Source organism: Cryobacterium lactosi (assembly GCF_004403945.1).
GTDB classification, from domain to species: domain Bacteria; phylum Actinomycetota; class Actinomycetes; order Actinomycetales; family Microbacteriaceae; genus Cryobacterium; species Cryobacterium lactosi.
Window position 1 is genome coordinate 1 of record NZ_SOHM01000027.1, and the last position, 24,765, is coordinate 24,765.

Sequence of the window (24,765 nt, forward strand, 5' to 3'; positions counted from 1 at the left end):
GGAGCTGACCGGTACTAATAAGCCGATAATTTGATAACACTCAGTTTGAATAAGCTGCTATGCGTCCACTATGTGGTTCTCGATGTACGGTCGAGAACAAACACACTCCTCATGGGAGTGTTCTATAACTAAAAATATAGATTCGATTCACCATCACCAGGTGTTTCGGCGGCTATAGCAAGAGGGAAACGCCCGGTCACATTCCGAACCCGGAAGCTAAGACTCTTTGCGCCGATGGTACTGCAGGGGGGACCCTGTGGGAGAGTAGGACACCGCCGGACTTAACTTAAACAGAGAAGCCACCCCACCGGGGTGGCTTTTCTGCGTTTAACCCCCCCCCCACCCCCGCCGCCGGCCACCAAGGGCGTGGGANGTTCGCGAGACCACCCACCACGCTGGTCGAGCTTGTCGAGACCCCGCGAGACGACCTCCGGGACTCACCCTTCCCGCTGGTCGAGCGTGTCGAGACCCCGCCAGACGACGTCGCGGACGCATGCCGCCGGCGTGACGCCGCGCTCCCGTGGCTAGGCCTCGACGAGCTCGACCACCGCGACGGGAACGACCCGCAGACCATGTCTCCGGACCGGCACACCACGGAGCCGCGTAGCTTGGGCGCCCTGCATCCATTCGCGAACTGTGAGAAGAGCACCGAAAAACGCGTGGTCAGGTGCTCAACTCACGGTTCGCGAGACGGCGGGGGAGCGGGGCGGGTCAGCGGTCGGGGAAGTCATGGGGGTGGCCCGTGAGGACGGGGGCCAGCTTGTCGAGGCGTCCGCGCTCGAGGAGGTGACCGGTGTACTCCCGGTTGCGCCGCACCTCTGCGACGCCGATGAGCAGGTACTCCGGCGGCACCGCCGGCAGCGGGGACACGAACGGTGCCACCTCGGCGGCGAGGCTCTCCGCCAGCCGTACCCGGGTGTCCGGGGAGAGTTGGTGCGCCTGCCTGAGGAACTGCGCCACCCGTCGGGACAGCCGGTCGGGCAGGCGGGCGACGTCCACGGTCTCGGCCCAGGACGCCAGGACGCCAGGCAGCACGAAGCTGGGCTCGGTGAACCTGGGAACACGCTCATGCTGGCTGTAGGTGCCGGCCAGGAGGTCGCCGAGCCGTTTGGAGCGCGAGTTGAGCAGCGCACACGTGACCGCGAGGCCGCCGAAGGTGAGGAAGATCTCGATCACGCCCATCAGAGCGCGGATGAAGGAATGCCGCAGCCCCGTGGCCCCGCCGTCGTCGCGGACGATGCGTGCGCCGACTGCCCAGCGTCCCAACGAGCGTCCGTGCGACAGGGTCTCGACCAGCATCGGCACGATCAGCAGCGAGAAAACCAGGCCGGAAATGGCCAGCGCCTGGGCGAGGGCCTCGTCGATGCCGTCGCCGAACAGCACTGAAACCAGGAGGGCCATCAGGAGGAAAAAGCCGATATACGCGACCCAGTCGATCATCGTCCCGGCGCCGCGCAGGATCACGCTGGCCGGCCGCACATCCAGGGCAACGGCCTCGCCGGTCACCAGTTCGCGCTCGATCAGGGAATCTTCGCCGTGATCGGCTGCTTTCCAAGGCTCCGCCATGTCTACTATTGAAGCAGATGGATCTTGACGCGTATTCAGCGGCGCACCGCGCCGAATGGGACCGCCTGGCCGAACTCGGCCACCGGCGGCAGCTCAGCGGAGCCCAGTCAGATGAACTGATCCAGGCCTATCAGGCCGGGGCCACCCAGTTGTCTGTCATCAAGACCGCGGCCGGGTCGACGATGCAGGGTGACCGGCTCTCGGTGCTCCTGTCTCGCGCCAGGCTGCGCTTCACCGGAGCGGGCACGAATGTGCTCGCCCAGATACCGCGGTTCTTCCTCATCCAGCTGCCGGCCGCGCTGTACCGGCTGCGCTGGTTGACCCTGGCGGTGGCCGTGGTCACCGTCGTCGTCGCGTCGTTGTACGCGATCTGGGCCACGAACAATCCCGACGTGCTGGCCAATTTCGGGTCCCCCGCCGAGCTCGAGCAGCTCGCGAACCAGGGCTTCGTGTCGTATTACTCCGAGAATCCGGCAGCCTCCTTCGCCGGGCGGGTGTGGACCAACAACGCCTGGATCGCGGCACAGTGCGTTGCCTTCGGCATCCTGGGCGTCTACGTGCCCTACATCGTGCTGCAGAACGCCCAGAACCTCGGCGTCACCGCGGCCGTGATGTTCGCGTACGACCAGGGCGACACCTTCTTCCTCTACATCGCCCCGCACGGTCTCCTCGAGCTGACGGCGATCTTCGTGGCGGCGGCGGCCGGACTCCGGATCTTCTGGGCCTGGATCGCGCCGGGCGCCCGGACCCGCGGCCAGGCGTTGGCCGAGGATGCCAGGGCCTTGTTCACGGTGGCGATCGGGTTGGTGTTCGTGCTGCTGGTCTCCGGCATCCTCGAGGGGTTCGTGACCCCGGCGCCCTGGCCGTGGCCGGTGAAGATCGGCATCGGCGCCGCGGCCCTGCTCGCTTTCCTCGCCTACATGCTGGTGCTTGGCGGACGAGCCGTGCGCGCGGGCGAGACCGGCGACCTGGCCGAGTTCGAAGCCGGCAGCGCCCGGGTCTTCGCCGGCTGAGCCTGGCGGTCCGGCTAGAGCCGACCCGCCGCCTTGAGCGCGATGTACCGATCGGCCAACGCCGGTGGCAGCTCGTCCGGGGCGCCGGTGACCACGTCGGCGCCGAGTTGGCGCACCGCGGCCGCCACCCTCGTCTGGTCCAACAGGGTGCGTTCCGCCGACGCGGCCCGGTACACGTCTTCGCGGGTGCTGCGCTTGCGGGTCAGCCCGACGACCGTCGGGTCCGTCACCGACGCCACCAGCACCGTGTGCCTGGCGGTCAGCTGGCCCAGTACCGACAGCAGCCCGGTCGACGCCCCGGGCGCATCCATCGGGGTGAGCAGGACCACCAGGGCGTGCTGGCCGGTGATCGCGCGGATCTGCCCGGGCAACGCCGTCCAGTCCATCTCGATGAGCTCCGGCTCGATCAGCGCCATGCCGTCCACCATGCGGCTGAGCAGTTCCGCTCCCGACGCGCCCTGCACCCTCGCCCGCACCCGGCGGTCCCAGGCCAGGAAGTCAACCCGGTCGCCGGCCCTGGAGGCCAATGCGGCCAGGAGCAACGCGGCCTCGAACGCGGTGTCCAGCCGCGGCTCGTCGGCGACGCGGGCGGCAGAGGTGCGGCCGGTGTCGATGACGATGACGATGCGGCGGTCGCGTTCGGGTCGCCAGGTGCGCACCACGACGTCGTTGCGGCGGGCCGTGGCACGCCAGTCGATGGACCGGACATCGTCGCCGCGCACGTACTCGCGCAGGGAGTCGAACTCGGTGCCCTGGCCGCGCACCAGCACGCTTGTTCTGCCGTCAAGCTCCTTGAGCCGGCTGATCCGGCTCGGCAGGTGCTTGCGGGAGTGGAACGGCGGCAGCACCCGGATGCGTGCGGGTGCGGTGAGTGTGGCCTGCCTGGCCCACAGGCCCAGCGGGCCCATCGAGCGCACAGTCACATGGGACGCGGTGCGTTCGCCGCGCCGGGTGGGTATGAGCGTCAGCTCGACCAGGCGTCGTTCCCCCGGGGGCAGGAGCACCGCGGTGCGGTTGTTGCCCGCGCCGGCCGACGGCTGCCACGCATCCCGCACCACGCCGCGCAGCCGGCGGGAACCCTCGTTGCTGACATAGAGCTCGCTGGTCACAGCTTCACCCAGCCGCACCCTGGCCGGCAGCACACGCTCCATGCTCAGCCGCCGCGGTGACGCGGCGAGGGCCAGGTCGATGCTCCCGAGCGTCAGGGCGAGCAGCAACCAGGCAGCCAGTACGGCCACAGCGGTGGCGGTGGTCCCGCCGAGCAGCACAATGGGCACGACGCCGAGGGCGACGAGGAGGACGAATCGTCCGGTCAGTGTCATCGGGTGCGAGTCATCGGATTAGATCGGAACCTGGACCTGCTGCAGCACACCGTGCAGGATCGTGTCGACGGTGATCCCTTCGAGCTCGGCCTCCGGGCGCAACTGGATGCGGTGCCGCCAGACCGGCAGCACCATGGCCTGCACGTGGTCGGGTGTGATCGACTCGTAGCCGCTGAGCCAGGCCCAGGCCTTGGCCGCGGCGAGCAGGGCGGTGGTGCCCCGGGGACTCACGCCCAGCTTGGCCGACGGGCTGTGCCGGGTGGCCCTGGCCAGGTCGACGATGTACGCCAAGACGTCGGGGCTCGCACCGACGGCAGCGACGGATGCCTGGGCGGCGGCGAGTTCGGCGGCGCCGAGCACCGGGGTGACCCCGGCCGCGGTGAGGTCGCGCGGACTGAAACCGGTCGCGTGCCGGCGCAGCACCTCGAGCTCGACGTCGCGCTCGGGAATGTCGAGCACAAGCTTCAGCAGGAACCGGTCCAGCTGAGCCTCGGGCAGAGTGTAGGTGCCCTCGTATTCGATGGGGTTCATTGTTGCGGCCACGATGAACGGCTCCGGCAGCGGCAGGGACAGCCCGTCCACGCTGACCTGGCGCTCTTCCATGGCCTCCAGCAGGGCGGACTGGGTCTTGGGTGGGGTGCGGTTGATCTCGTCAGCGAGCAGGATGTTGGTGAAGACGGGCCCGTTGCGGAACTCGAACTCCCCGGCCTTCGCGTCGTAGATGAGCGACCCGGTCACGTCGCCAGGCATCAGGTCCGGGGTGAACTGCACCCGCTTGGTGTCCAGGCTCAGGGCGTGGCTCAGGGACCGCACCAGCAGGGTCTTGGCCACCCCGGGGACACCCTCCAGGAGCACATGGCCGCGGGAAAGGAGGGCGATGATCAACCCGGTGACGGCGCCGTCCTGCCCGACGACGGCCTTGCCCACCTCGGTGCGCACCTGGGCGAGGGCCCGGCGCAGGCTGTCGGTCGAGCCGTCGGCTGGGCTGATCTCGGCGGATGTCGAGGCGTGACTGGTCATGGTTCCATTCTTCCGGTTGACGGGGGAGCGGTGGGGGAGGGCCCGGTACCTGGCGGGCGCGCAGCGAGGCTGGTGGCGCGTTCCAACTCGTCGACGGCGTCGGAGAGTGCCATCATGGCGGCGTCGCTGCCCGGAACCTCCCCGACGAGCACGGCGTGCACCTGGTCCGGCGGTCGGGAAGTGAGCGAGGCGACGGTGCGGATCACCTGGTCGAGCGGGGCGCTCCTGGGCAATCCGGCGGCCTGCGCCATCCGGCCCACCGCACCGATCCGGATCGCGTCAATGGCGCGCAGCCGCGCGTTGCCTCTGGCGTAAAGACGGGCGCGGCCCTCCATGGTTTCGTTGGCCCGCACGACGACGGGCAGGTTCTCGGCGACCAGCGGTCCGAACCGGCGCCCGCGCCAGACCATGGCGGCGATGCTCACGGCCGCCAGCAGGAGCATCACCGGCGTGACCCAGCCCGGTGTGAGCGCCCCGAGGGAGGGCGGGCCGGTGACGGGCACGTCCGCCAGGGTCGGCAGGTACCAGACCAGGGTGTCGGTGCTGCCGAGGAGATTGAGGGCCAGGGCGGCGTTGCCGTAGGTGGCGATTTCGTCGTTGGCGAACACCGCGGTGTCGGCGACCAGGGTGATGGTGCCCGCGTCGGCGACCCGTTCGATCACCGAGTAGGTGTTGTTGTCGCCGGGGAAGCAGCCCGTGTAACCGGCCGTGCCGGCTGGCAGACCGAGGGTCTTACCGCCGGGCGAGATCGTCCCCGCGCGCTCGGCGGCGGCAACCGTGCACTGGGCGGTGAGGGCATCCGCCGTTGACACTCCGCCGAAGCCGACCTCGGGAGCCAGGGCCTGCAGGGCGAGGAAGTCCGGGTCCGCGATGACGGTCTGGGAGGCCAGTGTGCCCAGCCGGCCGAGCTGCTCCGAGCTGAGGTAGCCGGACTCGTCGGAGACGAACAGGGTGGCCGTCCCCACCTTGGCGATCGCGGCGTCGGCCTCGTCGAGGGTGTCGACGGGTACTACGGTCACGCCCTGCTGCCGGAGCACCTCGACGACGGCCATCGCGCCGGCCGGCGCCGGGTTCTCGGCCCCGAGCCGCGGACCGGCGCTGCCCCCCGCCCCGGCGACGAAGAAACCGATAACGGCGACCAGCAGGGCGCCGACTCCGGCGATGACCCAGAACGAGGAACGCCGCAGAGCCACGCGAATCGTGGGCGTGCTCGACACCCGGCTCACGGGGCCACCGGCGTCACTGCACGGGGCCGGGCGGCCCGCAGATCGGCGTCGAGGGCGACCAGGTCGGTGTAGCCCTGCTCGGTTCCCGTGCCGCCGAGGTACCGCACGCTCTCGAACACGTTCGCACCGCTCCGCAGCCGGGCCCGTTCATCCGGGAACGCCGCGGCAGCGAGTTCTGCGACGCTGTGCGCCGTCGTTCCCGGCGTCGGCCGCAGGACGGTGCGCTCCGCCAGACCCTGCGCGATGGCCCGGAAGGCTTCCTCGCTGGCGAGGGTCCAGTCGCCGGCAGATGCCGCGGCGGCGGCGGATGTGCGGAGCTGGTCTGCGGTGCGGCGATCGTCGGTGGTGAACAACCCGGCAGCGCTCTTGCGGCGACGGGCTCGCCGGGGCAGCCCGAACACGAGGATCGCGGCGACCAGCAGGGCGATGCCGATCACCGTGGCGATCAGCGGGATCCAGCCGTTGCTGCCGTCGCCGCCGAAGGTGAGGGACGAGAACCAGTCCAGGATGGCCTGGGAAAGTCGGTCGAACCAGGTCGGCTGGGCTGCCTGGTACGGCGCCTTGGCTAACTCGTCGCGCAGCCATTGCTGCGCGTCGGGCGCGCTGGGATCCACCGGGATTCCCATCGCCGGCCGAACCAGCCCCCACCCCGCGATCATGCCCAGGGCGACCCCGGGCCGGGGCGGGTTGCAGCGTCGGCGGCGGCTGGCGCGGTGTGGGCGAGGTAGGGATCGGTCGCCTCGGTGCCCGGGGCGGCCTCGACGAACCGCTGCAGTTCGAGGTCGAGGCCTTCCTTACGCATCCGCAGGTCGATGTAGATCAGGGCGACGGCGGCCGATTGCACGACCGCGGTGACGGCGCCGATGACCAGACCGATCAGCAGGGTGAGGATGTAGAGCACGCCGGCCGGGATGTAGGACTCGAAGGCGGCGTTCGGGTCGATCAGGCTGAGCACCACACTGAACAGGATCGACAGCGGGGTGGTGATCACCTGCGCGACCACGTTCACGATCACCGAGATGAGCAGCAACACGCCCAGGGTGCGCCAGAAGAATCCGCCGGTCAGCGACCACGAGCGCCGGATCGATTGCCGGATGCTCAGCCGTTCCAGCACGATCAGGCTCGGAACGACGGCCGTCTTGGTGCTGACCCAGGCCCCGAGTGCGACGAGCCCCAGCCCGCCGAAGACTCCGACGATCACGGCCAGCGCGATCCAGCCGCCGCCGAGGAGCACACACACGAACACCAGCCCGCCGATGAGCAGCACGCCGACCAGCAGCGCCCCGCTGAGCAGCAGGGTCCAACCGACCAGCGGCCACACCCGGCGGCCCACCCTGCGCCACAGCGTGCCGAGGCGTAGTTTCTCGCCCAGCGTCGCCCGGGAGACCTCGAGCACAATCACACCCTGCAGAAGGGCGGATGCGACGATGGCCAGGGCCACCGGCACGAGGGCGGACAGCACGATGGTGAGTATCGCGCCGGCCTCGACGGCATCCTGTTCGTCGATCGGCGCAGACGCGACCCGGCTGAGGGCGAAGAAGCTCACCACGCCGACGACCAGGAGGGTGATCAGGAGCGTGGCGCCCTGCACGATCAGGGCACTGCCGAAGGTGGCCTTGGGGTTGCGTCGCAAGACCTGGAAGGGCGCGCCCAGCAGGGTGCCGAATCCGAGCGGGCGCAGCGGGATCAGGCCGGGCTTGGGCGGCGGGGTCCAGGCGGGCGGCGGGCCGGGCGTGTAGCCGCCGACCGGGGCCGGCGGGGGAGCGCCGGGCGTGCCTCCCTGGGCGTATTCGCCGTAGCGAGGCACGTCGGGGGAGTTGGTCGGGGGGTGCCAGTCAGGGTCCGTCACGCCTCCATGCTGGCATACCCGGACTGCACTGTGTGGCCTGTGCGCCATCTCGGAGCCGTGTCGACTACTCTTGTGCCAGAGATTGCCCGTGTCGTGCGCGTTATTGCCGGTGACCGGGCGGAAAACGGATCAATGAACTCACGCATTCTGGTTGTCGACGATGACCCCGCACTCGCTGAGATGATCGGCATCGTGCTGCAGGGCGAAGGCTTCGAGCCGCACTTCTGCGCTGATGGAGCGCAGGCGCTCGACGCGTTCCACAGCGTCGTCCCCGACCTGGTCCTCCTGGATCTCATGCTGCCCGGCCTGGACGGCATCGAGGTCTGCAGCTTGATCCGGGCCGAGTCCGGCACCCCCATCATCATGCTGACGGCGAAGTCCGACACGACCGATGTGGTCAAAGGGCTGGAGTCCGGCGCGGACGACTACATGGTCAAGCCGTTCAACCCCAAGGAACTGGTGGCCCGGATTCGCACGAGGCTGCGCCCGGTCCCGGTGGAGACTCCTGCCAACTTGCAGATCGGCGACCTCATCGTGGACGCGGCCGGCCACGAGGTCAAACGCGGCGACCAGAGCATCAACCTCACCCCGCTGGAGTTCGACCTGCTGCTGGCGCTGGCCTCCAAGCCCGCGCAGGTCTTCACCCGGGAGATGCTCCTCGAACAGGTCTGGGGTTATCACTACAAGGCCGACACCCGGTTGGTCAATGTGCACGTGCAGCGTTTGCGCGCCAAGGTCGAGGACGACCCTGACAACCCCCGCATCGTGATGACGGTGCGCGGTGTCGGTTACCGCGCCGGCGCGGCCGGCTAGGGACACGGTGGCGGCGCGGTTCGATATGGACAGGGTGGACTGGCGGTCGTGGGGATCGTGGCGTCGCCTGACCCGGCGACTGCGGCGCAGCTGGCGCTCCTCCCTGCAGTTCCGCACCGTCGCCATCACCGTGGTGGCGTCCGGCGCCGCCATCGGGCTGGTCGGCGTGTACATGTCGGTGAGCGTGGGAAACGACCTGTTCCAGTCCCGGTTGACCCAGGTGCTGGTCGATTCCAACCGGGCAACCGCGGCCGCCCAGGGCATCCTGGACTCCTCGGATGCCGCGGACAGGGTGCAGGTGCAGACCCTGTTGGAGTCCGCTCGCACGTCGATCTCCGCGGCGTCGTCGAGCCGGCTGGTTGCGGTTTTCAGGGTGCCGGGGCAGGAATCGTCCACCGTCGCACCCCAGGACTCGTCCACGTTCGGGACCAACACCGCCGTCATTTCATCGGATCTGCGGAAAACCGTGCAGGACGATGCCGACGGGCAGTTCTGGCAGTCGGTGACGCTGGCCTCCGACGACGGCTCGTCCATTCCCGGCATCGTCGTCGGCTCACAGATCACCGTCCCCGTTGCGGGCAAGTACGAGCTGTACATCGGCTACAGCCTCGCCGATGCCGAATCGACACTGCTGTTCGTGCAGCGCACCTTGGGCGGTGCCGGGTTGGCCCTGATCGTGCTGATCGGCGCGGTCACCTGGATCGTCGTGCGCTTCGTCGTCTCACCGATCCAGGTCGCGGCGGAGACCAGTCAGAAGCTGGCCTCCGGCGACCTGGGCGTACGCATCCCGGAAAAGGGTGAGGACGTGATCGCAACCCTGGCCCGGTCGTTCAACGGCATGGCCGACAGCCTGCAAAGCCAGATCAAGGAACTCGCCGACCTGTCCGAGGTGCAGCAACGTTTTGTTTCCGACGTCTCCCACGAGCTCCGCACCCCCCTGACCACCATCCGACTGGCCGGTGATCTCCTCTACGACCAGCGGGCCACGTTCCCGCCGGCCACCGAGCGCACCGCGGAGCTGCTGCACACTCAGGTGGAACGCTTCGAGCTGCTCCTCGCCGACCTGCTCGAGATCAGCCGGTACGACGCCGGCTCCGTGCAGCTCGAGTCCGAACCCACCAACCTCGTCCACCTGGCGGAGGACGTGATCGACGGTATGCGCTCGCTCGGTGACTCCAAGGGCAGCGACCTCAGGCTGGTCGCGCCAGGCGGGCACCTGGCCGCCGAGATGGATCCCCGCCGGGTGCGCCGAATCGTCAACAACCTCATCGGAAACGCCATCGAACACGGCGAGGGCAAACCGGTCGTCGTGTCGGTGGACAGCAACGAGTCGGCGGTGGCGCTGTCGGTGCGGGACTACGGGATGGGCATGACCCAGGCCGAGATCAGTCACGTTTTCGACAGGTTCTGGCGTGCGGACCCATCCCGCAAGCGCACCATCGGCGGCACCGGGCTCGGCTTGGCGATCTCCCTCGAAGACGCCGCAGCGCACCATGGCTGGCTGCAGGTCTGGTCCAGCCCCGGCGCTGGATCCTGCTTCCGGTTGACCCTGCCCCGCACCATTGGCGCCACGTTGACCGTGTCGCCCAACCCCCTGCCGCCGGCGGATGCCGAGTCGGCCGGGTTCGTGTCGCAGCATGCCGAACCGAGAAGAGACCACCATGCGTAGCCCGGGTAGGCTCCTCGCCGTCGTCACCGCGCTGACCGTGCTGCTCGGCGGGTGCTCGAGCATCCCGCGCGACGGCGCCGTGCAGGCCGGGCAGGACGTGGTGGCCGGCGAGAACCCGGCCCCGGTCTTCCTTCCCGACCGGCCACGCGACGGGGCCTCGATGGAGGAGATCCTGACCGGGTTCATCGGGGCCGCCACGAGCCCGGACAACAACTACGAGATCGCCAGGGAATTCCTGACGGCCGATTTCAGCGACACCTGGAAATCCGACAGCGGTGTCACCGTGGAAGACGGCTCCGGCCGCATTGTCGCGCCCGTCGACGAGACCGCGATGCTCGTGTCGGTGCGGCCGGTGGCCGAGGTCAACTCGATCGGCGAGTACCACGAGGATGCCGCGTCCGCGAACGTGCAGCTCCGCTACGAATTCGCACAGGTGGACGGCGAATGGCGGATCAGCGCGGCCCCCAACGGCACCGTGCTCGACCAGGCCACGTTCGAGGACGTCTTCAGCGCGCAGTCGCTGTACTTCTTCGACCCGGATTACCAGTTCCTGGTGCCCGACGTGCGCTGGTACCCGCGCGGTGCATCCATGCCGACCAAGATCGTCAACGGTGTGCTCAGCGGACCCAGCGAGTGGCTCGCCGGCGCGGTGACATCGGCCTTCCCCGAGGGCACCGCCCTCACCGCCGACGCCGTCACCGTTGTGGCCAGGGACGCCAAGGTGGACCTGAACAGCGAGGCGTTGAACGCCGACAGGGTGGCCCTGCAGCGGATGAAGAGCCAGCTGGAGAACAGTCTGCCGAGCGGTCTCACCGTCACGATCACGATCAACCGGAACTCGCAGGACATTGCCGCGCTCGGCGCCAACGAGCCCGAGGTGAACCCCCGGGTGGATGCACGGGCCCTGGTGTTGCGGGACGGTGAATTCGGCTTCCTCGCCGCGACCGGGAAGACCATCAGCCTGCTCTCCGGACTGTCGGAGTCCATCGCCGCGCTCAGCCCCAGCGCGGTCACCCTGTCGCCCTCGCAGACGGCGGCGGCGGTCCTCACCGGCTCCGGGGTCTACGGGGTCAGGGTGGGCGAGGACGCCAGGCAACTGGATCCCCGGCTGAACCTCATCGCACCGTCCATCGACGGCTCGGGGTATGTCTGGTCGGTGCCGGGGGACCGGCCGAACGAGCTCTTCGTGTACAACACCCAGGGCACCGCGCAGGCCGTTCCGACGCCCTGGCAGGATGCGTCGGCGATCGCGGCGCTGAAAGTCTCCCGGGACGGCACCCGGGTGATCGCGCTGCTGCGCGCGGCCGGCGAACTACGCCTGGTGGTGGCCGCGGTGCTGCGGGAGAACGGCGCCCCGGTCGGCCTGGGCGACCCTGTGCCGTTGGCCGCAGGCACCGGGACCCCGGTCGACGCCACCTGGATCGACCAGGCGACGGTGGCGTACCTGAGCCTGCAGCCGGACGGCGAGGCCCGCATAACCGCCCACGAGATCGGTGGCGCCAGTGTTCAGCTCGAATCGTCGGCGGGGATCAGCACCATCACGGGGAGCAACCTGCTGCGGGACCTGCGGGCTCTGTCGGTGGACGGCTCGCTTCTGGTGCAGCGCGGCATCGGCTGGCAGGAACGCATCGACGGCGTCACGCTCGTGGCGACCCAGCAGGGCACCGGCGGCTGACACCGCTCCTCCACACCCCGGTCCCGTCGGCGCCGGCGCACAGGAGTGCCGGCCGGGCCGGCTGGATGGCGCGAGCGCGCGACACTGGCGGGATGATCAGGGGCCGACCGGCGGGGCAGGCGGTGCGCGCGGCCGCGCGCGCCGCCATCCTCGATGCGTGGGCGGTGCTCATGCCCACCGAGTGCAGCGGCTGTGGCCGCGCGGACCGGGCGCTCTGCACCGCCTGCACCGGCGCCCTCACGGGCACGCCGACGGCCGCGTTCCGTGAAGACCTCACGGTCTGGTCGGCACTGGACTACTCCGACGTGGTGGGCCGGGTGTTGGTCGCGTACAAGGACGGGGGCCGAACGGATGCCGCGCCGGCGCTCGCCGCGGCGCTTCGCCTGGCCGTGGCTGCGGCCGTGAGGGCCGCCCAGCCGGCCGCACCTGCGGAGCCGGCAGGCGGAGGCATCCTGCTGGTCACGGTGCCGTCCTCCCGCCGGGCCTGGCGGACGCGGGGGTTCAACCCCGTCGACCTGCTGCTGCGCCGGGCGGGCCTGCGCGCGACAGCGGCCCTCCGGCCCTGCGGAACCGTGGCGGACCAGGTCGGGCTGGGCCGGCAACAGCGGCTGGACAACCGCAACGGCTCGTTGCGTGCCACCCGGTCTCTCGTGGGGAGCCGGATCGTGCTCGTCGATGACATCGTCACAACCGGAGCCACTCTTCTGGAGGCGCGGCGTGCCATTCGGCAGGCCGGCGGCGACGTGGTCGGGGCGGCCACAGTCGCCCAAACTCGCCGGCGCCATCCCGACATCTACCGTTCACGGGAAACTGATTGACAAATACTGTGACTTATCCAGCCGGCACGACTACGGTTGGTGCCAAAGGCGCGTACCAATCGCCCGGATCAGGGGCGGTTCGCCAGATCTGGAGGTCGTCATGGAAACTAACATTGTTGGACGGAACCTGGGGATCACTGATCGCTTCCGGGATTATGCGACGGAGAAGGCCGAGAAGATCGCCGGCCTCGCCGACAAGGCCCTCGCCCTGGAAATCAAGGTCAGTCGTCACACCGAGAAGAGCGGCGCCGCCGGTAACGACCGCGTTGAACTCACGCTCATCGGCAAGGGGCCCGTCGTTCGGGCCGAAGCCGAAGGTGGCGACAAGTACGCAGCCTTCGACATCGCACTCGGCCGGCTCCTCGAGCGGGTGCGCCGGGCCAAGGACCGCCGCAAGGTACACCGCGGCGGGGCCCACCGTCCCACGTCGCTGCACGATGCCTCGTCCACCGGCTTCGCCGTGATCGACATCGTCCCGGCCGACGGCGAGACCCTCGAGCGCGTGCGCACCGGGGCGATCCAGGTGGTATCCGACGAGGCCGAGGCGGCCGAAGAGGTCGAAGAGGTCTACAGCCCGGTGGTCATCCGGCGCAAGGTCTTCTCCGCCGCACCCATGACGGTGGACGACGCCCTCTACTTCATGGAGCTGGTCGGCCACGATTTCTACCTGTTCCAGGACGCCGAATCCCACCGGCCCAGCGTGGTCTACCGGCGCAAGGGCTGGGACTACGGCGTCATCGAGCTGGATCCGAACTCCGAGCAGGGCAGGGTGCTTGCCGCGGTGTCCAGCGAGTCCAGCTCCTGACCAACTAGCATTGCTATAGTTGCCGGCTAGGTCGGCGCTACGTGCGTCCGACCGGACGACAGGCGTGTTCACCCACGCCGTGACGACTAGTGGAGTGCATTCGTGGCCGGAATACTGGAAAAAGTTCTTCGTGTTGGCGAGGGGCGCATTCTGCGTCGGCTCGAGAGCTATGCAAAGGCCATCAATGCGCTGGAGGACGACTTCAGCACCCTCAGTGATGAGGAGCTGAAGAACGAAACCGTGCAGTTGCGTGAGCGCTACTCGGGCGGTGAGTCGCTGGACGACTTGCTGCCCGAGGCGTTCGCGGCGGTGCGCGAGGCCTCGACCCGCACCCTGGGTCTGCGCCACTTCGACGTGCAGCTCATGGGCGGCGCCGCCCTGCACCTCGGCAACATCGCCGAGATGAAGACCGGTGAGGGCAAGACCCTGGTCGCCACCACCGCCGCGTACCTGAACGCCATCACCAGCCGCGGTGTGCACGTGATCACGGTGAACGACTACCTGGCCAGCTACCAAAGTGAGCTGATGGGCCGGGTCTTCCGTGCGCTGGGCATGACCACCGGATGCATCGTCTCCGGCCAGACCCCCGCGCAGCGTCGTGAGATGTACGCCTGCGACATCACCTACGGCACGAACAACGAGTTCGGCTTCGACTACCTGCGCGACAACATGGCGTGGCAGGCCACCGACATGGTGCAGCGCGGTCACTACTTCGCCATCGTCGACGAGGTCGACTCGATCCTCATCGACGAGGCCCGCACCCCGCTGATCATCTCCGGCCCCGCGTCGGGGGAGGCGAACCGCTGGTTCACCGAGTTCGCCAGCCTGGCCAAGCGCCTCGTCGTCGACGAGGACTTCGAGGTCGACGAGAAGAAGCGCACCGTCGGTGTGCTCGAACCCGGCATCGAAAAGGTCGAGGACTACCTCGGCATCGACAACCTCTACGAGTCCGCGAACACCCCGCTGATCTCGTTCCTGAACAACGCCATCAAGGCCAACGCCCTGTTCAAGAAGGACAAGGACTACGTCGTCATGAACGGCGAGGTGCTGATCGTCGACGAGCACACCGGCCGGATCCTGATGGGCCGCCGCTACAACGAGGGCATCCACCAGGCGATCGAGGCCAAGGAGGGCGTGGCGGTCAAGGCCGAGAACCAGACCCTGGCCACGGTGACCCTGCAGAACTACTTCCGCCTGTACTCGAAGATCTCCGGCATGACCGGAACCGCCGAGACCGAAGCCGCCGAATTCATGAGCACCTACAAGCTCGGCGTCGTCGCGATCCCCACGAACAAGCCGATGCAGCGCATCGACCAGTCCGACCTGATCTACAAGAACGAAGAGGCCAAGTTCGGCCAGGTCGTCGAAGACATCGTCGAACGCCACGCCAACGGGCAGCCGGTGCTGGTGGGCACCACCAGCGTCGAGAAGAGCGAGTACCTCTCCCGACTGCTGGCGAAGAAGGGTGTTCGCCACGAGGTCCTGAACGCCAAGAACCACGCCCGTGAGGCTGCCATCGTCGCCCAGGCCGGGCGCCTGGGCTCGGTCACCGTTGCCACCAACATGGCCGGCCGTGGCACCGACGTGATGCTCGGCGGCAACGCCGAGTTCCTCGCCGTCGCCGCGATGAACGCGAAGGGCCTGAGCCCGGTGGAGACCCCGGACGAGTACGAGAAGGAATGGGACGACGTCTTCGCCGCCGTCAAGGCCGAGGTGTCGGAGGAAGCCGACAAGGTCATCGCCGCCGGCGGACTGTACGTGCTCGGCACCGAACGCCACGAGTCGCGCCGCATCGACAACCAGCTGCGCGGACGCAGTGGCCGCCAGGGCGACCCGGGCGAGAGCCGGTTCTACCTCTCGCTCACCGACGACCTGATGCGCCTGTTCAACGCCGGTGCCGCCGAGAGCCTGATGGGCCGCCAGGGCGTCCCCGACGACATGGCCATCGAGTCCAAGGTCGTCAGCCGGGCCATCCGCAGCGCCCAGTCACAGGTCGAGGGCCGCAACGCCGAGATCCGCAAGAACGTCCTCAAGTACGACGACGTGCTCAACCGCCAGCGCGAGGCGATCTACGGCGACCGCCGCCACATCCTCGAGGGTGACGACCTGCACGAACGCACCCAGAGGTTCCTCGAAGACGTCATCGACGAGGTGCTTGACGTGCATACCGGAGAGGGAAACGGCGACGACTGGGACTTCGACGCGCTGTGGACCGAACTGAAGACGCTCTACCCGGTGGGCCTCACCATCGACGAGGTCATCTCCGAGGCGGGCAACAAGGGCAAGATCAACCGCGACTTCATGCGCCGGGAGATCATCTCCGACGCCAAGGTCGCCTACTCCCGCCGCGAGGAATCGCTCGGCTCACCCGCGATGCGCGAACTGGAACGCCGCGTCGTGCTCTCGGTCATCGACCGTCGCTGGCGCGAGCACCTCTACGAGATGGACTACCTCAAGGACGGTATCGGCCTGCGCGCGATGGCGCAGCGTGACCCGCTGGTCGAGTACCAGCGTGAGGGCTTCGCCATGTTCCAGCAGATGATGGGCCAGATCCGCGAAGAGACCGTCGGCTTCCTGTTCAACCTCGAGGTCGAGGTGTCCCAGCCGGCCGGCGCCGTCGACGCGCCGATCGTCGCGGCCAAGGGGCTGACCCCGCCGGCCGAGTCGTCGGAGGAGAAGCTGAGCTTCACCGCTCCGAGCGACTCCGGTGGAGTCGAGGTGCGCAACCAGCGTGGCCAGATCCAGCAGGCCGCAACCGACCGTGCCCGCCGTGCGGCCGTCACCGCCGCGCCCGCCGACGCCGAACCGGCCGCACCGACCGGCCCGCCGCAGCGCGGCGCCTTCGGCCAGCGCCCCGAGTCCGACAAGCCGGCGGCCAACAACCGCGCCGAGCGTCGCACCCAGGGCAAGAAGAAGTAGACACCACGCACGAGAGCGAACCGGCGGGCCGGCGTCGTTGACCTGCTCTGGACATCCGTTCAGAGCACGTTGATGGCGCTGGCCCGCCAGCGGTTGTCCAGTCCCTCCAGACGCACGGCGACGGCGCGCACCCGAACCTTGCTGTGCACAATCACGACGGCCTCGATGATGCCGTCCCTGGGCTCGTTGATACTCACCCGGCCGATCGTGATGGCGGGTCGCTGGGCGCGCTGTCCCTTCACCGCGCGTGCCCTGGCCGAGAGCACCACCCGTTTGAGCAGGTGCCGGTAGACGTCATCGCTCACCCACCGGGCCAGCTGGTCCAGCTCCCTGGCGCCGGCCAGCACCTCGATGACACACCGGGTCAGGTTGATCAGCAGCGGTTCCGGATCGGGCAGCGTGGCACGGGAACTCGGCTGGTGGTCGAAGAAGTCGTCGGCCTGATACCCCTCGGCGGGTTCGACCCCGTCGGCGGCGGCGCCCGGCGGGGCCTCGTGGTGATCCGGCCCGTTCACAGGTGGAGAGCGGCGCGGGTCTGGCACGGCAAGTGGATCGCTCATGGGTTGCTCCAGATGCATGGATCCGTGGTGTCGGCGAAGAGAGCGGGACGGCGTGGCTGTCGAGCGGGTGGAACACCGGATCGACCCCGAGGCTGCCGAGGTCTTGGCGGACACTCAACCACCCGAAAACCGGTCTGTCTAGGCTTGTCACGGCGGCTGTGGATAACGTCAGCGTCGGGGCCCGGGGGCCGACTACCGTCGGGGTGTGCGCTGGGACAACCTGTTCGACGACCTCGAAGGTCAACTCGAGAACGAGTTGAACGCCGAGGACCTCGAGCTGCGCGCCGAGGAGGAACGATTGCGTCTGGGCCGGCTGGCGCTCCGGCAGCGGCTCACCGGCGTGGTGAACGGCCCGGCGTCCTCACGGGTGCTCCGGGTGGTGCTGGTCGACGGCCAGACGCTCACGCTACGGCCGACGACGTTCGGCCGGGACTGGCTGGCCGCCGACCTGCTCGAGGCCGGCACCGGCACACCCCAGTGCATCCTCCCGTTCGCGGCCATCGGTGCGATAGTCCTGCAACACGACCAGGTCGCGGAGTCGCTGGCGCCGGAGAGCGGGGTGCAGGCCAGGCTGGTGGACCGCATCGGCCTGCCGTTTGTGCTGCGCGACCTGTGCCGTCGGCGGAAGAGCCTGGAGATCTTGACCGGGGTGGGGCCGGTCACCGGGACCATCGACCGGGTGGGGCGCGACCACGTGGACCTGGCGGTGCACGCGGCAGGGACCCTCAGGCGGGCCGGTGAGGTGCAGCAATACCGGATCGTGCCGCTGAACCAGATCCATCTGGTGCGCTTGGACTGAGCGGGTCAGGCTTGGCCGTCGTCCGGCCCGTTGGGGTCTGCAGTCGCATCCGGACGCAGGATCCGGCCCGCCGACAGCTCCGGGATGTTCGCGAAGTCGGATTGCTCCCAGAGCGACAGCCGGCGCGCCTCCTCGTACTTCGCTTCGATGTAGGACTCGAGGACGACCCGCTCCACCCGCCAGGCGCCAGTGGCGCCGATGCGGATGGCGGGCAACTCGCCGGAGCGCACCAGATCCAGGGCGGCGGGGATGGAGAGGTTCAGGATCTGGGCAGTGTCGGCGAGGGTCAGGAATCGGCCCACGGATGCGGAGGAGACGGGATCGCTCATGCGAACGATTATCCGTCGTGTTGGGGATTCCCGCCCGGCCACCGGATGCCCTGTGGATAACTTCAGCGCGCGCCGGCCGTGCCCGTCACGATGGTAGCCAGCCCGAGTGGACGACACGGACAGCGGACGAGGTGCGCGCATGAGACGAGGACAGCCGGCCGGCTCCGGCAGGCCCGCGACCCCCACGAGAACCCGGTTCTGGTTCGACCCGCGGTTCGGAGTGGGCCTGGTCCTCGTCGTGGCCTCCATCGTCGGGGTCAGCGTCGTCGTGGCCGGCAGCGACCGGACCGTCGCAGTGTACGCGGCGCGGGTGTCGCTGGCCGTCGGTGACCGCCTGGATGCCGCCGACCTTGTTGAGACCGATGTGCGGCTCGGGGCCGCCGGGGAGCTCTACCTCACCCCAGCCCGGCTCCCGGCCGACGGCCTGCTGGTGACCCGCACCGTCACGGCCGGCGAGCTGGTCCCGGCCGCCGCCGTCGGTTCCCGGGCGGGCGAGGGCGTGACGAGTCTGGTCCTCGAACTGCGGGGGAGGCTCTCGGCCGGACTGGAGGCGGGCTCGGTCGTGGATGTGTGGTCAGCGGGTGAGGTCGAAAGCGGGGTGTTCGGCCCTCCGACCGTGCTCGTCGGTCGCGCCGCCATCGTCCGCATCCTGGAGCCGACCGGTTTGATCCAGTCCGGCGGCGGCCGGGCAGTGGAAGTTCTGGTGCCCAAGGACAAGGTCGCGGCCGTTCTCGAGGCGATCGCCAACGACGACGCGCTCTCGCTCGTGGCCGTGAACGCCCCGATCGGAGGCTGACGGTGTCGCTCATCGCTCTCGCCCTGGACAGGGACACCGAAGACAGGCTGCTCGCCGACATCATCGAGCACGGGCATGTCATCGTCGCCCGACCGGCGACGGTGCGCGAACTGCTGGCCGCGATCGAGCGGCATTCCCCTGACGCACTGATCGTGGGAGCAACCGCAGGCACCCTGACCGCCGGGCTGCTCGCGGTCAGCGACGCGAACGGCATCCGCGTCGTCGCCCTCGCCGCCACCGATGCCGAACGCCGCTACGCGGCCGAACTGGGTCTGCACGAGGTCGTCGACGCTGACGCCCCCTGGACCGACATCGACAGGGTGCTGACGCTGGGCGGTGACATTCCCCTGCGCATCGACGACGACCCGCCGGCCGACGCCGCGCCTCCCGTCGCGGCCAAGCGGTCACGGCCTGGGCGGCGTGCGAAGGAGCCGCGGCGGGCGGGCCCGCCGCAGCCCGCCGAGGTCGAGGCGTTCCAGGCCGCCGCCGCGTCCGCGCCGGACGAGCCCGGAGCCGGGCTCACCGGAACGGGGACGGTCATTGCGGTCTGGGGTCCGGCCGGGGCGCCGGGCCGCACCACCTTGGCGATCAACATCGCCGCGGAGATTGCGGCCGCCGGACACACCGTGGTGCTCGCTGACGTGGACACCTACAGCGGTTCGATCGCGCCGAGCCTCGGCCTTCTGGACGAAGCGCCCGGCTTCGCCGCCGCCTGCCGGTTGAGCGGGTCAGGCAACCTGACCACGGCGGAGCTTGAACGGATCGCCCACCGTTACAACTCGCCGCGGGGTGCGTTCTGGGTGCTGACCGGAATCGGGCGACCGTCGAGGTGGCCGGAGTTATCGGCCGGGCGGGTCAGCGACACGATCACGGCCCTGCAACGTTGGGCTGATTACGTGGTGCTCGACACCGGATTCAGCCTGGAGAGCGATGAGGAGATCTCGAGCGATCTGTTCGCGCCCCGCCGCAATGCGGCGACCCTGGCCGCGCTGGGCATCGCCGACCGGGTCGTGGCCTGCGGACTGGCCGACCCGGTCGGCCTGGCCAGGTTCCTGCGGGCCTGGGGCGACCTCACCGAGGTGATCACCACCGATCGGGTGCATGTCGTGATGAACCGGGTCCGCGCCAGCGCCGTCGGCCCGGCGCCCGCCGGCCAGGTGAGCAGTGCGCTGCGCCGGTTCGGCGGCATCGACGCGGCCGTCCTCGTGCCGCACGACCAGGCCGGTGTCGATTCCGCGGTGCTGACCGGCCGCACCCTGCGGGATGCGTCGCCGCGGTCGCCGGCACGGCTGGGCATCCTCGGCTTCGTGCGCGACGAACTGCTGCCGGCGCCGGATGCCCACCCCCGGCGTCAGTGGCGACGCGCATTCGACTGGCGACGACCGGTTCAGGCCACCTGAGCCGGAACGAGTCCGATCACGGTGACGGCGCCGTCCTCGCCCACGATGACCAGCACCCGGTCGCCGCCGACACCGGCCAGGGCCCGCACGACCTGGCCGGGATCCGGCAACACCGTGGTCGTGCTGGAGCGCTGCCAGTACTCGACGGGTGCCCCGGTGAGCTGGTGCAGGTGATCAACCACCGGCGCCGCACCCGGGCCCATGACCAGTACCACCTCGCCGATCGCCCGCGCCGCGCCGGCAGGCCGGGCAGCGGCGGGCACATCGGCGGGCACAGCGGCGGGCACAGCGACGGGTGCGACAGCGGCGATCTCCGCCCGGTCGCGTCGCCAGACGCTGAAGTGGTACGCCGCCACCAGCCCGGTGGCCACGAGCAACCCCAGCGGGGCGCGGATGCGGTCCAGCAGCCCGGGGTCGCCGGCGAGGATCGTGTCGAAGAGCCGGAAGCCGATCACCAGGAGCGTGATCAGCAGAGTGACAGCGCTGATGCCGAACACCACCACGAGGTAGACGCTGCGGTCGGCCCAGCCGCGCCGGTCCGGCGCCGGCGTGGTCCCCGGCTTCCAGGTGGCCCACCACAGCGGAGCGCCGACCAGCAGCGCACTGATGCCGGCCAGCAGCACGGTGCGGGGGTCGGACCCGGCCAGCGGCGTGGTGAGGGTGGCCAGCAGGGCGTTCACGATGACGCCGATCCCGCTGGCCGCGAAGATCAGAGCGATCCCACTGGTCACCAGGGTGCTCGCCTGACGGACGGCCCGGCTCCGCGCGCGCACCACCCCGCGGTGGTACACCCAGATCAGGCTGCCCACGAGAGCCGCGGCGATCGCCGGGGCCACCGGCTCGATCAGGACCGGCACGCCGTCGGACCGGTCCACGACCAGCCGCAGCAGCACGAACAGCACCGTGCCGGTTCCGCCCAGCGTCAGGAGGGCCCCGCCCAGCACAGCAACGCCCACCACCACCACGGCGGCGAGGCCGGTGCGGGCGGTGATACCGCCACCCCGCAGCCACAACCACGCCCAGACCACGGCGCCGCCTGCGGCCCAGACCAGCGCTTGCAGAGCACCGGACCACCAGGGCGACCCCAGAGACGCTGCGGCACCCTCCGTGACCACCGTAAGCGCCTCGTCGACGACCGCCGTGAGCGCAGCCATCCCGCCGCCGGCACCCAGGAGAAGGCCGAAGGTGCCGCCCAGCAGAGCGGCGGTGCCGGGCAGCCGGGTGGGTCGCCGGTCGGTCCGGCGCAGCACGAACCAGTGCCCGGCCCAGACCCCGGCCCACACCAGGCCCGTCGCCGCCTCCGCGGCCAACGTCTCTGCCGTGATGGTGGAGGCGATCGCGGTCAGCGATGCCGTGGTCCAGACGACCAGAGCGACCGTGCTCATACCGACCACGTACAGCGCCCAAGCCAACGAGTCCCGCTCGGTCGGATCGGCCAGACGACGCCAGCAGAACCAGCCGAGGACCCCGGCCAGTGGCCCGGCGATCAGGGTGAACGTCAGCGATACCGCGAGTCCGCCGGTGCCGCTGCCCGCGAGCGCCTCGTCGCCGAACAGGTCGAACACGCGACCGACCAGGTCGGCGGCCCCGGTCGCCGTGAGGACCACCAGCACGAACAGGATCGTGTACGTCACGATCCGGCGCACGATCGGTGCTACGGATGCCCGCGCCGGTGCGATCGGAGGCGCCGCGGTCACAGCGTGTCTCCGCTCGGCGGGCAGACGGCCAATTGCCACGGCGCCTCGTTGACGAGCCAGTCCCCGTCGACCTTCACCAGATCGAAGGCCTCCTCCGATTCATACTCGGACGACCCGAACGGGCCGCTGCCGTAGGTCGTGACGATCAGCACCTGCACATCGGCGCTCGCGTCGCGTTCGGTGGTTTCGACGAGCGTGATCCGGATATCGTCGGTGGCCGACGGGTCGACCGCCGTGGTGCGGTCGCAACCGGTCAGCGCGGCCGCGCTCAGGTAGCCGGCCGCGACCGTCTCATCGCCGTCCAGGACCGCCGCCGAATACCTCTGCACCACCCCGCCGGGCGTGTCGGGGTCGAGTTGGGCCGGCTCGCCCCGGGTGAAAACAACGATCAGAGCGACCGCGACGAGCAGGGCGATCAGGCCGACGACGACCAGCAGCGCCGGGTCCCGCCGGGCGGGGGGAGCCTGAGGCAGGTCGGATTCGTGGGCAGGAACCACAGAGGTCATATCGCGAGCATGGCGCATCCGGAGCCGCGGCACCAGCGGGCCCGCCGCGGCCGTAGGCTGGTCACGTGTCGACGCTCAGTGATCTCGTACTTGCCCAGGGCCGCAATAGTGCGGAGGACGTCGACTGGCTGCACATGCTCGTCGCCGACGGCCAGCTGCTGGCCGACCTCGCCTTCGCCGACATCGTCGTGTGGGTGCCCACTCTCGGCGGCAGCTTCGTCGCCGTCGCCCACGCCAGGCCGTCCAGCGCCGCGACCCTGTTCTACCGCGACTTCGTGGGCCAGGAGATCAAGGCCGAATGGCGCAAGCAGGTCACCGAGGCCTTCGACACCGCCAAGATCATCGACACCACGGCGCCGGACTGGTACGAAGAGACCCCCACCCGGGTTCGGGCCATCCCGGTGCGCCGGCGCATCAGCTCCAGCGGTGCCGAGATCACCCCCGAACCCATCGCCGTTCTCACCCGGCACACCAACCTCAGCGAGACGCGCACCCCCGGCCGGCAGGAGCTGACCTTCAACGACTGCGCGAACGACCTGTTCGCCATGATCGCCTCCGGCGACTTCCCCGACCTGGGCGCCCCGACCGGCCCGCGGCGCGGCGCACCCCGCGCATCGGATGGCCTGATCCGGCTGGACCTGGACGGTGTCACCACCTTCGCCAGCCCCAACGCGTTGTCGGCGTTCAACCGGATGGGCTTCGCCGACGAACTCGAGGGCGAGTCGCTCGCCGAAGTCACCACGAGCCTGCTCAGCGGCAAGGCCGTCGTCGACGAGTCGCTGCCCCTCGTCGTGACCGGCCGGGCACCGTGGCGCACCGACATCGAGGCCCGCGGGGTGACGGTGTCGCTGCGCGCGATCCCCATCCGCAACCGCGGTGAACGCATCGGCGCCATCGTGCTCTCCCGCGACGTCACCGAGCTGCGGCACCAGGAGCGCGAGCTGATCACCAAGGATGCCACCATCCGGGAGATCCACCACCGGGTGAAGAACAACCTGCAGACCGTGGCATCGCTGCTGCGGATCCAGGCGCGGCGCACCCACTCCGACACCGCACGCGAGGCCCTGAATCAGGCCATGCGCCGTGTGGCGGCCATCGCCGTGGTGCACGACACTCTGTCTTCAGGCCTCAGCCAGAACGTGGACTTCGACACCGTGTTCGACCGGGTTCTGCTGCTGATCGCCGAGGTGGCATCCGCGCACAACACCACCGCGCACCCCACTTCATCGGGCAGTTTCGGCATCCTGCCCAGCGCCTACGCGACGCCGCTGGCCTTGGCGCTGACCGAGCTTGTCACGAACGCCGTCGAGCACGGGCTCGCCGGCCGGGAGGGCGAGGTCGCCATCGAGGCCGAGCGCAACGAGGAGACCCTCACGGTGCGGGTCCGCGACAACGGGTCCGGCATGCCCGAGGGCAAGGTCGGGTCGGGGCTCGGCACCCAGATCGTGCGCACCCTGATTCAGGGTGAGCTCAGCGGCACGATCGACTGGCACACCATGATGGACAGCGGTACAGAGGTCACCATCGAGATTCCGTTGCGTTTCATGGAATTCGACTGATCAGCACCGGACCAAGCCGCCCCCACACAGCAAAACGGGCGAGCAGCCAAGGCTGCTCGCCCGTTTCGAAAAGCGAGAGAGAACGTCTCTAGGAAGCGCGGCGGGCGCGGGCGGCGCGGCGCTTGAGGGCCCGGCGCTCGTCTTCGCTCAGACCGCCCCAGACTCCGGAGTCCTGCCCGGTTTCGAGTGCGTACTGAAGGCAAACTTCCGTGACGTTGCAGCGGGCGCACACGGACTTGGCCTTCTCGATCTGGTCTACTGCGGGACCAGTGTTGCCAACCGGGAAGAAAAGTTCCGGGTCGGCGGTAAGGCAGGCTGCTTTATCGCGCCAATCCATAGGGGTGCTCCTTTATTGCGGGGGGATGCCTGGCCGATCGGCCGAAGATGCGGGGAAGGCCAGGTTTCAGGAAGGTCGGATCTGCGA

22 protein-coding genes and 1 rRNA gene are annotated in these 24,765 nt (G+C 69.4%); 12 read left to right on the forward strand and 11 right to left on the reverse strand.

All coding sequences use genetic code 11. The annotated features are described in order from the left end of the window. Positions 1 to 164: 164 nt before the first annotated feature. A 5S ribosomal RNA gene (gene rrf / locus E3T61_RS11365) occupies positions 165 to 281 on the forward strand. Positions 282 to 711: 430 nt separating this feature from the next. On the opposite strand, the gene E3T61_RS11370 is transcribed toward rrf, so the two are convergent. Next, positions 712 to 1,566 (reverse strand): RDD family protein, encoded by an 855-nt coding sequence (locus E3T61_RS11370; protein ID WP_134640979.1) that lies wholly within the window; start codon positions 1,564 to 1,566, stop codon positions 712 to 714. Between the two features lie 17 nt (positions 1,567 to 1,583). Between E3T61_RS11370 and E3T61_RS11375 the strand changes: the two genes are divergently transcribed. Then, positions 1,584 to 2,579, forward strand: coding sequence for a stage II sporulation protein M (locus E3T61_RS11375; RefSeq protein WP_134640980.1), 996 nt, complete (start codon positions 1,584 to 1,586; stop codon positions 2,577 to 2,579). Positions 2,580 to 2,593: 14 nt separating this feature from the next. On the opposite strand, the gene E3T61_RS11380 is transcribed toward E3T61_RS11375, so the two are convergent. The 5 genes from E3T61_RS11380 to E3T61_RS11400 are packed head-to-tail and all read right to left on the reverse strand — an operon-like array spanning position 2,594 to position 7,996. Continuing rightward, on the reverse strand, positions 2,594 to 3,901 hold the full coding sequence (locus E3T61_RS11380) for a DUF58 domain-containing protein (protein ID WP_134640981.1): 1,308 nt from the start codon (positions 3,899 to 3,901) through the stop codon (positions 2,594 to 2,596). A gap of 18 nt (positions 3,902 to 3,919) precedes the next feature. Then, positions 3,920 to 4,921 (reverse strand): AAA family ATPase, encoded by a 1,002-nt coding sequence (locus E3T61_RS11385; protein WP_134640982.1) that lies wholly within the window; start codon positions 4,919 to 4,921, stop codon positions 3,920 to 3,922. Continuing rightward, positions 4,918 to 6,114, reverse strand: coding sequence for a DUF4350 domain-containing protein (locus tag E3T61_RS11390; RefSeq protein ID WP_134640983.1), 1,197 nt, complete (start codon positions 6,112 to 6,114; stop codon positions 4,918 to 4,920). Before E3T61_RS11390 ends, E3T61_RS11385 begins: the two co-directional genes overlap by 4 nt. A gap of 29 nt (positions 6,115 to 6,143) precedes the next feature. Continuing rightward, complete coding sequence (locus E3T61_RS11395; protein ID WP_241992523.1) at positions 6,144 to 6,761, reverse strand: DUF4129 domain-containing protein; 618 nt, start codon at positions 6,759 to 6,761, stop codon at positions 6,144 to 6,146. A 41-nt stretch (positions 6,762 to 6,802) separates the two neighbouring features. Beyond that, entirely contained in the window at positions 6,803 to 7,996 is a 1,194-nt protein-coding gene (locus E3T61_RS11400; RefSeq protein ID WP_134640985.1) for a hypothetical protein, read from the reverse strand. A gap of 132 nt (positions 7,997 to 8,128) precedes the next feature. Between E3T61_RS11400 and mtrA the strand changes: the two genes are divergently transcribed. The 6 genes from mtrA to secA all read left to right on the forward strand — a co-directional run bounded on the left by mtrA (position 8,129) and on the right by secA (position 16,695). Next, a complete protein-coding gene (mtrA, locus tag E3T61_RS11405) occupies positions 8,129 to 8,809 on the forward strand; it encodes an MtrAB system response regulator MtrA (RefSeq protein ID WP_134640986.1) in 681 nt (226 codons plus the stop codon). Positions 8,810 to 8,834: 25 nt separating this feature from the next. Continuing rightward, positions 8,835 to 10,478 (forward strand): MtrAB system histidine kinase MtrB, encoded by a 1,644-nt coding sequence (gene mtrB, locus E3T61_RS11410; RefSeq protein WP_134640987.1) that lies wholly within the window; start codon positions 8,835 to 8,837, stop codon positions 10,476 to 10,478. Then, on the forward strand, positions 10,471 to 12,153 hold the full coding sequence (locus E3T61_RS11415) for an LpqB family beta-propeller domain-containing protein (RefSeq protein WP_134640988.1): 1,683 nt from the start codon (positions 10,471 to 10,473) through the stop codon (positions 12,151 to 12,153). The genes mtrB and E3T61_RS11415 overlap by 8 nt, the downstream gene beginning before the upstream one ends. A gap of 92 nt (positions 12,154 to 12,245) precedes the next feature. Continuing rightward, the gene (locus E3T61_RS11420) at positions 12,246 to 12,971 is read left to right on the forward strand and encodes a ComF family protein (protein WP_134640989.1); all 726 of its coding nucleotides are present in this window, start codon (positions 12,246 to 12,248) and stop codon (positions 12,969 to 12,971) included. Between the two features lie 100 nt (positions 12,972 to 13,071). Then, positions 13,072 to 13,776 (forward strand): ribosome hibernation-promoting factor, HPF/YfiA family, encoded by a 705-nt coding sequence (gene hpf / locus E3T61_RS11425; RefSeq protein ID WP_134640990.1) that lies wholly within the window; start codon positions 13,072 to 13,074, stop codon positions 13,774 to 13,776. Positions 13,777 to 13,878: 102 nt separating this feature from the next. Next, a complete protein-coding gene (gene secA, locus E3T61_RS11430; RefSeq protein WP_134640991.1) occupies positions 13,879 to 16,695 on the forward strand; it encodes a preprotein translocase subunit SecA in 2,817 nt (938 codons plus the stop codon). 59 nt (positions 16,696 to 16,754) lie between these two features. Here secA and E3T61_RS11435 read toward each other — a convergent pair whose 3' ends face one another. Then, positions 16,755 to 17,255: an Rv3235 family protein gene (locus E3T61_RS11435; RefSeq protein WP_241992524.1), complete on the reverse strand. Its 501-nt coding sequence runs from the start codon at positions 17,253 to 17,255 to the stop codon at positions 16,755 to 16,757. 205 nt (positions 17,256 to 17,460) lie between these two features. Here E3T61_RS11435 and E3T61_RS11440 point away from each other — a divergent pair, with 205 nt between their 5' ends. Next, positions 17,461 to 18,054 carry a hypothetical protein gene (locus E3T61_RS11440; RefSeq protein ID WP_134640992.1) on the forward strand — a complete coding sequence of 198 codons (594 nt, stop codon included), beginning with the start codon at positions 17,461 to 17,463 and terminating at the stop codon, positions 18,052 to 18,054. A 5-nt stretch (positions 18,055 to 18,059) separates the two neighbouring features. On the opposite strand, the gene E3T61_RS11445 is transcribed toward E3T61_RS11440, so the two are convergent. Next, the gene (locus E3T61_RS11445) at positions 18,060 to 18,383 is read right to left on the reverse strand and encodes a helix-turn-helix domain-containing protein (RefSeq protein ID WP_174777011.1); all 324 of its coding nucleotides are present in this window, start codon (positions 18,381 to 18,383) and stop codon (positions 18,060 to 18,062) included. Between the two features lie 139 nt (positions 18,384 to 18,522). Between E3T61_RS11445 and E3T61_RS11450 the strand changes: the two genes are divergently transcribed. Further along, positions 18,523 to 19,179: a hypothetical protein gene (locus tag E3T61_RS11450; protein WP_134640993.1), complete on the forward strand. Its 657-nt coding sequence runs from the start codon at positions 18,523 to 18,525 to the stop codon at positions 19,177 to 19,179. Between the two features lie 2 nt (positions 19,180 to 19,181). Next, positions 19,182 to 20,579, forward strand: a complete 1,398-nt coding sequence (locus tag E3T61_RS11455; RefSeq protein ID WP_134640994.1) for a CpaE/TadZ family protein — start codon at positions 19,182 to 19,184, stop codon at positions 20,577 to 20,579. On the opposite strand, the gene E3T61_RS11460 is transcribed toward E3T61_RS11455, so the two are convergent. Further along, on the reverse strand, positions 20,567 to 22,276 hold the full coding sequence (locus E3T61_RS11460; protein WP_134640995.1) for a DUF5671 domain-containing protein: 1,710 nt from the start codon (positions 22,274 to 22,276) through the stop codon (positions 20,567 to 20,569). The two genes, E3T61_RS11455 and E3T61_RS11460, sit on opposite strands and share 13 nt — an antisense overlap. Continuing rightward, the gene (locus tag E3T61_RS11465) at positions 22,273 to 22,782 is read right to left on the reverse strand and encodes an LpqB family beta-propeller domain-containing protein (RefSeq protein WP_241992525.1); all 510 of its coding nucleotides are present in this window, start codon (positions 22,780 to 22,782) and stop codon (positions 22,273 to 22,275) included. The genes E3T61_RS11460 and E3T61_RS11465 overlap by 4 nt, the downstream gene beginning before the upstream one ends. Positions 22,783 to 22,847: 65 nt before the next feature. On the opposite strand from E3T61_RS11465, the gene E3T61_RS11470 reads away from it, so the two are divergent. Then, positions 22,848 to 24,341: a sensor histidine kinase gene (locus E3T61_RS11470; RefSeq protein ID WP_134640996.1), complete on the forward strand. Its 1,494-nt coding sequence runs from the start codon at positions 22,848 to 22,850 to the stop codon at positions 24,339 to 24,341. 88 nt (positions 24,342 to 24,429) lie between these two features. On the opposite strand, the gene E3T61_RS11475 is transcribed toward E3T61_RS11470, so the two are convergent. Beyond that, positions 24,430 to 24,678, reverse strand: a complete 249-nt coding sequence (locus E3T61_RS11475) for a WhiB family transcriptional regulator (protein ID WP_035837005.1) — start codon at positions 24,676 to 24,678, stop codon at positions 24,430 to 24,432. Positions 24,679 to 24,765 lie beyond the last annotated feature (87 nt).